Raw genomic sequence first — 9560 nt, forward strand, 5'->3', positions numbered from 1 at the left:
CCGAAGATTTCACTTCACCAGCTTTAAATTTAGAGACTTATGTCACAGCCTCTTTTTATTTTGTGTTTTTTGTTGACTTGGAAACAAAATGGCGATATTATTGTTGACACAGAAACAATAAATTAAAGGAGATCAAATTTGCTAACTGTTACCCAAACTGATTTTAACGGTATCGATAGTCTAACTTACCGCGAACAACCGACGCCAAAACTGCCGGCTAACGGCGTCCAATTAGCCATGACGACCTGGCCTGTCGTCCCTAGTGACTGGCATCGTGAAAGCCAACCAGACGCAACCGCTGAACAACTCGCCATCCTGCCGCGAATCATTGGTGTTGGTGGTGTCGGCGAAATTACCGCTGTTGGTACACAACGCGACGCCCACCTATGTCACCAACGCGCCTTAGTCATGCATCCCAACGGATCCTACGCTGAAACGATTATCTCCACTAATCCTGACTGGTTATTTCCCTTGCCAGCCACGGTCAGCGATGCGGATGCGGCAGCCTTAACTGCCGGACCTGGTACAGCCACAGTCTTACGGGCCGCCATTTTAGCTAATCCAACGGACAACGTGGTCATTACCGGCGCTAATGCCGTCATCGGCCTGTTTTTACAACAACTACTCCCGACTAGCGACCGTCACATCTATCCAATCGTTAGTCCTGCCAGTCGGGCCTATTTTCAACAAGTCCAACCGCACACGCCGGCCTATACGTTGGCGGAGTTACCACATTTGACTGGTACGACCTTAATTATCGACATCGCCGGGGCATCCGGGTTACTACAAGAACTCATCAGTCGCTGCCAGCCTGAAAAAATCGTTTCAATTGCCTTGCAAAACTTTCCAACCACCGTTCCCTTTGAATTCGTCCACGAAGATTTTAACCCCGTACAAATGCGGACTTTCATTCAGGCGGTGGCCACTGGTCGCTTACAAGTCCCCCTGGATCGCACCTTCCCGTTTACAGCGGTCAAAGCCGCTCAACATTATGCCCAAGATCACCATAGCCGTGGCCGCGTTCTGGTCACCAAAACGAAAGGAAGTTATTAATGACCAACTTTAATACCTTATTACACCAAAACTGTTTCGCCACTACTCCCGCTGAACGACAAGCGGCCGCCAATGCTTTAGAACGTGACTTCAATTGCGAAGTCCAAGCATTTGAAATCGACCCGAGTGTGCAGTTCGCCCATCACGGCCGGGGCTGTACGATTGCGGCCGCCAAAATTTGTGCCGGCGTCGTAATTTTTCAAAATGTCACTGTTGGCGCAAATCAGAAATTTAATTTACAGACGCAACAATGGGAGCAGCTCGGAAATCCCGTTATCGGCCAAAACGTCATCATTGCGGACGGTGCGAAAGTCTTGGGACCCATTATTATTGGAGATAATACCGTCATTGGCGCTGGTGCCATTATTACCAAAGATGTCCCTGCTAATCAAGTGGCGTATGGCGTTAATCAATTCAAGCCGCGTGACCCGCAGTATGACTTAATTTATCACGATCCGATGCCTGATTTCAGTGACTTACAAGCCGCCGGACAAGCGGTCATCGATCGTTATACTAAAAAATCGGCCGAATGACCGATTTTTTTAAACACGACGATGCAATTGTTGATAGTGCGTTGAACAGTACTGTTTGGTAAACGTGATAAAGTGATGCAGCCCAACAGTATCGACTTGATCATTGCGAAAGCCCAAATAAATATATTGCGGTGGTAACGCTTCGGTTAATTGCAATTGCGTAATCCCTGGAAAGTCGGTCACTTCTGTTCGTGGTAAAATCGCATATCCTAAATTTTGCGCCACGAAACCTAAGATTGTCCGGTCTTCTTCAAATTCCAAAATTCGCCGTGGCGTCACTTGATGGCGCAATAAAATATTATCAATGTAATTGCGGACATCACTAGCCGCCGGAAACGTAATCAACGATTGTTCCCCAAACTCATCGATACTGACCCGGTGCCGCTGCGCCAACGGATTGGCTTGCCCAACAGCCACGACAAATTCTTGTTCTAAAATTGGCACATACGCCATCCGCGGGTGTTTGTTTTGGGGAAAGGCACACAATACCACGTCACACGCTTGCCGCTCCAAGTCCGCATGCAAGGCCAATGAATTTTTCTGGCTAAAAGTCACTTGGTCATCCGGATATTGCCGCCAAAACTCGCGCATTAAGGCCGGCAAAAAATACGCCCCGAGCGAATAAAAGAAGCCAACTTTAATCGTGGTCGCGCTAGGAATTGACTGCACTTGTCGTTGCCCATTTTCAAAGGCGGTCAGTGCTTGATTCACGTAATAATAGTAGGACTGGGCGGCGGCGGTCGGTTGAATTTGGCGCTTTTGCCGGTCAAACAGCGTCACGCCCAGTTTTTGTTCCAAAGCCTTAATGCCATTACTTATCGTTGGTTCGGCGACACCCAAAATTGAACTGGCACGCTGAAAACTACCGACTTGCATAATCGTCTGAAAATATTGTAACTGCTTCGTATTCATGTAACGAGCCTTTCTAATAGTTAAAAACTATTGATTAGATTTGAAAAATGAATGTAAAAATTATAAATTCCAATTTTCATTAAAAATATTTAAAAGGCAAGTGGCGATAATCGTTGATACACCAACGAATTTCAATCCATCATCCAACCAGCTTTGAAAACCACCAATTTTCATTAAAATAAAGCTGAAAGGGAATGAAACTATGTCACAACCAAATATCCATGGTATCGATCACGTTGGCTTGACGGTACCAAGTATCGAAACTGCCAGCCAATTTTTTATCGACGCTTTTGACGCCACTATTTTATATGATACGTACACTAAACGCCAACCCATTCGCGATAACGCCTTCACCCAGCAACGCCTAGGTATCCCGGCTTCAATGGGAGAAGTCGCGATTCGGATGCTCAGTCTGCCCAATGGCCCGGGAATCGAGCTATTTGAATTCGTCGGCCCCGACCAACGCGCGGCCAGTGTCCCTTCCGACTTAGGCTGGCAACATGTCGCCTTTTACGTCGACGACATGGCCACTGCCGTTCAGCAAGTCGAACAAGCGGGCGGCCGACGCAATGCGGACCCGATTCCATTAAGCGGTGTCGAAGCTGGGGCGGGCAATCAATTTTGTTATTGTAAAGCACCCTGGGGCGCCTCAATCGAGCTCATTTCGTATCCGTCACCACAACCGTATTTAGCAGCAACGGACCAACAAAAATGGCGCGTCTAATCGTGAGCGCCTAACCAGGATTGTAGTCGTTGCTGATAAGCGGTGGCTTCATCAATAAACGCCATATGCCGACTCGCCGCAAACAATGTCCAGTCGGCATTTTTGAGTTGATCGACCATCGTTTTCGCAATTAACGGCGTACACAGGTCATTCGTACCACTCGTGACCAAGGTCGGGACAGTTAATTCGGCCAACTTGACCGTATAGTCATAATCAGCTAAATTGCCGGTTGGACAGTATTCATTCGGTCCCCAGGCCGTTGCATAAGCGACAGTCCCACTAACTTTAGGGCGTCGTAAATAGGCTGGTGACGCTGCCGTTACTGGGCCACTGGCATGCAAAGTCATAAAGTGGGCGTTGGCCGCTAAATAGGCTTGGTCGGTGAAGTTCCCTGTCGCTTCCGCCTGGGCAATTGCCGCTTGTTCATTGGCCGGCATGAATTTGATGAGTCGATGTTGTTCTTGCGCCCATAATTGCGCGGACGATAGCGTACTAGCCAAGATTAAACTCTGAATACCTTGTGGGGCATAGTCACATAAATAAATGATGGCAAGCATCCCGCCCCACGACTGCCCGAGTAAATGAACCTTCGTTAGCCCTAAATAATCACGCAGATTTTGTAACTCCGCGACCCACGTGGCGGCACAGTAGGCTTGCGTATCCGTTGGTATGGATGACAACCCACAACCGAGTTGATCATACATGACGATGGGCCGCCCCGTTTGTTCCGCCAGCACATCAAAAGCTTCAAAATAATTATGCGTTGACCCCGGACCACCGTGTAATAGCAAGAGTGGCGTTACCCCACTCTTGAGGTCCCCGACAATGCGATAATAAGTTTGATAATTTTTAAAAGGAATATATCCGGTTGTTACTTGCATCACACACGCTCCTTTAACCCGTCTTAACTCTCTTAAGTATGCTACGCTAGGAGTTAAGATTTCAACTAAAACTGGAGGTCCACTATGAAAATTATTATTGCGCCGGCTAAAAAAATGGTCGTGGATGTCGATACCTTCAACTATCAGGCCTTACCCGTTTTACTCGACCAAACGACCAACCTTTTAGCACGCTTACGCACTTTTAATTACGCTGAATTAAAACAATTATGGCACTGCAGTGATAAGCTCGCCCAACCTAATTATGACTGGCTACAAAAAATGGATTTACACCACCAATTAACACCGGCTATTTTAAGTTATAGCGGCATTCAGTATCAATATATGGCGCCCGACTTATTCACTGACGCCGGCTTAGCTTATATCCAAGACAATTTACGAATTCTATCTGGATTTTATGGCTGTCTGCGCCCGTTTGATGGCGTCGTACCGTATCGCTTAGAAATGCAGTCCAAACTGACCATGCCGGGTGCGCACAATCTCTACGACTTTTGGGGTGACCAACCTTATCACGCGGTAACGACCACTGCTGAACCCATCATCAACTTAGCATCGCAAGAATATGCCAAGGCCATCCGCCCTTACTTAGCGCCACAACAAGCCATGATCGACATCGTCTTTGCAACCGAAGTCGATGGTCGCCTCAAAACCAAGGCCACGCTCGCTAAGATGGCCCGTGGTGAAATGGTCCGGTATTTAGCCGAACACCAGATTACAACTTTAGCGGGTGTCCGGGAATTTGACCATCCCCATTACCGTTACGCCGCTGAGGAGTCTACTGAGCAAAAGATTGTTTTTATCCAACATTAAAAGCCAACCAAAAATCGGTTGGCTTTTTTGGCTTTGTTCAGCTTTCTGACCAGAACTTAGACAAGTCAAAACTCATCCTAGTCTTGAGCGTCGTTTAACTCCGCTTCTTTAGTTGCGATTAGCGCTTTTATTTCCGCTAAATCTTCTAAAGTCGCTCGATTGCGAATAAAACTCTTAGCAGCGGACTTCCCTTTCCGATGACGCGTTTTTTCAGGATTATTAGCATCATATTTCTCAATAGCTCGGCGTTGCGCTGGTGATACAGCCATGTGACTTCCCCCTGTCCAATTTTGATATCTTATTATATCAATTAACACTAGAGCTTGATGTTTAATTCAATAAATTTTATCACGCCCAGGCTTGAATCGTTTGTGTAGCTTGGGTAACGGTCTGTAACTGCCGCGCAGTCAGCCCTAGTCCCGGTTTAACCGTTATTGTAGCAGCCACTTGCCGCTTAAAATCAGCCTCATAAGCGCCCGGCGTCCCGGCATCGGTATAAAATGGGACGAGGGCACCGTTAAATGGCCCTAATTGACTTAAGAACGTCGCAACCGGCGTGGCCACTTGACCACCCCAAACGGGACCGCCAACATAAATCGTGTCATACTGGGATAAATCCGGTAGAGTCGTCGTTAATGCCGGTAACTGCCCAGTCGCCAGTTGTTGCTTGGCGATATCAGCCGTGGCATACATATCACTCGGAAAAACCTCATCAGCCACCGTCAAATCCACCATCTCAGACTGAGTAACATTTTTGACGAGTTCGGCCATTGTCGCCGTCGTTGCGGACCATGAATAATAAACTACTAACGTTTTGTTTGCCATAAAAATTCGCTCCCCTGTTGATTTCATGCTTATCATACTCGGTTACAGTTACTTGAAGGCAACGCTAAATTGATTTTTTTGTAAAAAAAGACGTATCAGCGATTTCACTCATACGTCCAGATACATATTAAACTCCTTTAGTCCGTTTTTCATCAATCGTTGGCAACGCGATACTCTCTAAAAAACTAACTTGTTTGACATCCTGACGAGATAAATCAACTACTCGTTTGTATTTTTCATCAAAACTATCCGGCGTTATCCATTCAGTCCCGATTTTATCGTCACAAGAAGCTTCTTGTGATATTTCACCATCTAATGCCGTTGCAATTTCACTAACTAGTACATAGAAAGCACGACTTGTAATCATCAATTCATCACGATACGGCGTAGAAATCAAAATACGCTTTTTCTTTTTAAATGGTTGTACGGTAATCATTTCGCCAATACGTTTAATTGGCAAATCATGCCATTTTTTATCGTACCCCCAATAACGTAGCCCTAACGCGATAGTAAATTGGTCATTTAATTCTTGATCATCACCAGTATGGTTAACAGCAACCGGTTCATCTTCACCAAGCTGCCACATTGCCATAGCTAGCTTTTCCCAAGATAATTTAGTTTTAAAACGGTGTTTATATTTAATAATTGCTCGCATAAATTCTTCCCCCTAATACAATAAATATTTTGCCAATGACGAACTCGTAGAATCAAATCCGAGTGTCGTTCCCTCAATTGCACTAAACCGCTGCACATCATATCTTGAGGCCGCAATCAGTGCTTGATATTTATGTTGAAATTCAACAATTGTTTGCCATGACTCACCATGATCTTCACTGATTTTACCGTGAGTTGCTTGTGCAACTTTAATTATCAACACTGCGCAAGCTCGCGTCTGCATCAAAGTTTCAGCATCATTTTCAGTCGTTACATACAACCGCCGATAACGCTGCAACGGTCCCATAGAGATACTATTATATTCGCGCTCTCCTGGAAAGTTTTGCCAAATTGGATTGTCTTTTATATCTTTAAATTTAAACAATGCAGGCGTTACATCAAATGTGTAGTGTTCATTCAGCTCGGTCTCATCCCAAGTTTCCGCTAACGAAAGCGCTACTTCCTCGGCCGTTAATTGCCACATCTGAGCAACTAACTTTGATAATGATAGTTTCATTGGGGAGTAATCTTTCATTCTGATTAACGCGTCCATATCATCACTCCCTTCTTTACCACCGCAACGGCTCCAAAGTTGGTTCAGGCTCATCATCAGTCGTAATACTTAGTGTCTCCAGCGCCGTAATTCTGAAAATTTCGGCCCGGCTCAAAGTTAAAATCGACTCATAAGGTGCCATGAAAGTATCCCGATCAATCCAAGTTTTCCCGTTATCCAAACTAATAACGCTAGGTAACTGTTCCATTAACGTGTTAACCATGACCACATATGCATATACAATCACTAACGGCTCCGCTTTGTTCGTCGTTCTAAGCCACAACCAATCACACCGCTTGAACGGTTCCATACCAACTCCACTGTACACATTTTCGAGTGCTTCCCAACCAGCATTGGGTTCAGCACGTTCATAATCCGGTGTGTACAGTTCAAAACTCCAACTATGTGACACATTTAAACTCTCATCCCAGCCTGAATGGCTAAATTCGATTGGCTCATCTGGCGTCAGTTGCCACATTTTACGTAACAGTTCAATCGAAGAAAGATGTGTCCGTTTTTTTTCGAATTGCAAAATTGCTTGCATTTTGAATCACCTACTCTTCAGCAAAGTTGATAAGCTCGAACGCTGACAACTTAATTGCTTGTTTGCGTGATAAAGTCAAAATTGGTTGATACTTATCTTTAAATTCTGACCGCGTTTGCCATGATAGACCTTCATTTTCGCTAATAACACCGTCAAATAGTTTTAATATTCGAACAGCAAAGATAGCATAGGCCCGTGTCTGAAAAATGTTTTCGGCCACACAATTTGTTTCAATTAATAACCGCCTATCAGACATTGGACTTAATTCAATCTCACTACCTTCATGCCACGAATCAATTGCTTCCCACGCATCACTATCCCGAATTTCGGGCAGCTTAAATAACACCGGACGAACATATATTTTTAAATATTTTTCAAACGAATCATCCGGAGAAATTCCGCCCATGCGGTTATTACACATTTCGACAACTTCATCATAAGTTAAGTCATACATCTCACGAAAAATTTTAACAATCGAGACTTTCTTTTTAGGTTTATGTTCATACTTTATAATTGCTTTCATCGCGCACCCCCATCCCCGTTCTCATTCAGTTTACGCGTTTCAAAATAAAAACACTATCCTTTTTAGATAACGCCCTTAATTATCAAAAAAATGACGTTAACTGAGTCACCTCAACCAACGTCATCAGTAATCATTTAATTATTTTGCGCTCACGACTAAGTGCTCATTCACAAACGCGTTAAAGCCCAATTCGTACAATTCACGGCCATAACCGGAGTTTTTAACGCCACCGAATGGCAATTCCGGCAACGTCGCCCACGCCCGGTTGATGAAAGTCATCCCGGTTTCAAGTTGTTGGGCGACTGCATCTGCCTGTTCGCGGTCTTCCGAGAAGATCACACTGCCAAGACCGTAGCTTGAATCATTCGCCAATGCAATCGCTTCGGCTACCGAATTAACTTTGTAGACTGAAGCAACGGGTCCAAATAACTCTTGGTTATAAGCAGGATTATCGCGACTAATATCCGTTAAAATCGTTGGTTGGAAAAATTGCCCCGGTAACTCGACCGGTTCATTACCATAATAAACTTTCGCCCCTGCTTGAACGGCGGCATCGACCCGCGCTTGCAGTGTCTTTTTAGCGTCCGCGGAAGATAGCGGCGCTAAGGTCGTCGCACGGTCCATTGGGTCACCCGGTTTAACTGCTGCAAAAGCTTCTTTGAGCATTGCCAAGAATTCATCATACTTATCGGCCATCACGATAAACCGTTTTGACGCGGCACAGATTTGACCAGCGTTGGATAACCGCGCGGATGGCGCCACCGCTTTAACTTTAGCCATATCGGCATCTTCTAAAATGATGAACGGATCGTTACCACCCAGTTCCAGTGTCGACTTCTTTAAGTTTTCACCGGCACTTTTGGCAACCGATGCGCCACCGCGTTCCGAACCAGTCAACGCCACACCCACGACGCGCGGATCAGCAATCGCTTGGCTGACTTGACCGTAACTGGCAAATAAGTTTGTCAAACTAGCCGCCGGGGCGCCCGCGCGCCGGACAATGTCGACAAACGTTTCAGCGCTACTGGGTGTATTGGACGCATGTTTGAGTAACATTGGATTCCCGATCATAAAGTTCGGCGCAAAGACCCGCATGATTTGATAATATGGGAAGTTCCATGGTTCCACCATGAACAAGACCCCGAGCGCTTGTTTTTGATAATAAGCATCGCCGATACCCGTTGTTAATGGCGTGGACTTCAAAAAGGTCGGTGCATTATCGGCAAAATAGTCGGCAATATCCGCACACAAGTCAACTTCCGCTTCAGCTTCACTAATGAGTTTCCCCATTTCGTGGGTCACGACCGTCGCTAACGCCGTTTTTTCAGTCCGCATTAAATCAGCAATCTTGTGCAAAGTTGCTTGCCGGGTCGTGGCTGGTTCACCGCGCCACTGTTGATATAAGTCATGGGCTGCTGCAATCGCCTGTTCCAGGTCCGCATCTGAAATGTTATCGTATTGCTTCAAAACTTGATTATTGGTAGATTGTAAAATTAATCCGAACGCTGTTCGGACAAAAAAGATCAGCTT

At 45.5% G+C, this 9560-nt stretch carries 13 protein-coding genes; 4 read left to right on the forward strand and 9 right to left on the reverse strand.

Features of this window, described 5'->3' with window-relative positions:
* The first annotated feature begins 138 nt into the window (after positions 1-138).
* Both DY78_RS10660 and DY78_RS10665 read left to right on the forward strand, forming a co-directional pair.
* A complete protein-coding gene (locus tag DY78_RS10660) occupies positions 139-1053 on the forward strand; it encodes a zinc-binding dehydrogenase (RefSeq protein WP_024626338.1) in 915 nt (304 codons plus the stop codon).
* On the forward strand, positions 1053-1586 hold the full coding sequence (locus tag DY78_RS10665; RefSeq protein WP_024626339.1) for an LbetaH domain-containing protein: 534 nt from the start codon (positions 1053-1055) through the stop codon (positions 1584-1586). Before DY78_RS10660 ends, DY78_RS10665 begins: the two co-directional genes overlap by 1 nt.
* A gap of 9 nt (positions 1587-1595) precedes the next feature.
* On the opposite strand, the gene DY78_RS10670 is transcribed toward DY78_RS10665, so the two are convergent.
* Positions 1596-2498 (reverse strand): LysR family transcriptional regulator, encoded by a 903-nt coding sequence (locus DY78_RS10670; RefSeq protein ID WP_024626340.1) that lies wholly within the window; start codon positions 2496-2498, stop codon positions 1596-1598.
* A 202-nt stretch (positions 2499-2700) separates the two neighbouring features.
* Here DY78_RS10670 and DY78_RS10675 point away from each other — a divergent pair, with 202 nt between their 5' ends.
* Positions 2701-3222 carry a VOC family protein gene (locus DY78_RS10675; RefSeq protein WP_029779205.1) on the forward strand — a complete coding sequence of 174 codons (522 nt, stop codon included), beginning with the start codon at positions 2701-2703 and terminating at the stop codon, positions 3220-3222.
* Here DY78_RS10675 and pepI read toward each other — a convergent pair.
* The gene (pepI, locus tag DY78_RS10680; protein ID WP_024626342.1) at positions 3219-4103 is read right to left on the reverse strand and encodes a proline iminopeptidase; all 885 of its coding nucleotides are present in this window, start codon (positions 4101-4103) and stop codon (positions 3219-3221) included. The two genes, DY78_RS10675 and pepI, sit on opposite strands and share 4 nt — an antisense overlap.
* 84 nt (positions 4104-4187) lie before the next feature.
* On the opposite strand from pepI, the gene yaaA reads away from it, so the two are divergent.
* Positions 4188-4931, forward strand: coding sequence for a peroxide stress protein YaaA (gene yaaA / locus DY78_RS10685; protein ID WP_024626343.1), 744 nt, complete (start codon positions 4188-4190; stop codon positions 4929-4931).
* A 77-nt stretch (positions 4932-5008) separates the two neighbouring features.
* Here the strand turns inward: yaaA and DY78_RS10690 are convergent, their stop codons facing one another.
* The 7 genes from DY78_RS10690 to DY78_RS10720 all read right to left on the reverse strand — a co-directional run bounded on the left by DY78_RS10690 (position 5009) and on the right by DY78_RS10720 (position 9524).
* On the reverse strand, positions 5009-5200 hold the full coding sequence (locus tag DY78_RS10690; RefSeq protein WP_024626344.1) for a hypothetical protein: 192 nt from the start codon (positions 5198-5200) through the stop codon (positions 5009-5011).
* 79 nt (positions 5201-5279) lie between these two features.
* Entirely contained in the window at positions 5280-5756 is a 477-nt protein-coding gene (locus DY78_RS10695) for a flavodoxin (RefSeq protein WP_024626345.1), read from the reverse strand.
* A 127-nt stretch (positions 5757-5883) separates the two neighbouring features.
* Positions 5884-6411 (reverse strand): hypothetical protein, encoded by a 528-nt coding sequence (locus tag DY78_RS10700; protein WP_024626346.1) that lies wholly within the window; start codon positions 6409-6411, stop codon positions 5884-5886.
* Between the two features lie 12 nt (positions 6412-6423).
* On the reverse strand, positions 6424-6963 hold the full coding sequence (locus tag DY78_RS10705; protein ID WP_024626347.1) for a hypothetical protein: 540 nt from the start codon (positions 6961-6963) through the stop codon (positions 6424-6426).
* Positions 6964-6979: 16 nt separating this feature from the next.
* Positions 6980-7507, reverse strand: a complete 528-nt coding sequence (locus DY78_RS10710; protein ID WP_024626348.1) for a hypothetical protein — start codon at positions 7505-7507, stop codon at positions 6980-6982.
* A gap of 10 nt (positions 7508-7517) precedes the next feature.
* Complete coding sequence (locus DY78_RS10715) at positions 7518-8030, reverse strand: hypothetical protein (RefSeq protein WP_024626349.1); 513 nt, start codon at positions 8028-8030, stop codon at positions 7518-7520.
* A gap of 138 nt (positions 8031-8168) precedes the next feature.
* A complete protein-coding gene (locus DY78_RS10720; RefSeq protein WP_029779207.1) occupies positions 8169-9524 on the reverse strand; it encodes an aldehyde dehydrogenase family protein in 1356 nt (451 codons plus the stop codon).
* Between the last annotated feature and the right edge of the window lie 36 nt (positions 9525-9560).

Source organism: Lactiplantibacillus fabifermentans DSM 21115 (assembly GCF_000498955.2).
Classification (GTDB): domain Bacteria; phylum Bacillota; class Bacilli; order Lactobacillales; family Lactobacillaceae; genus Lactiplantibacillus; species Lactiplantibacillus fabifermentans.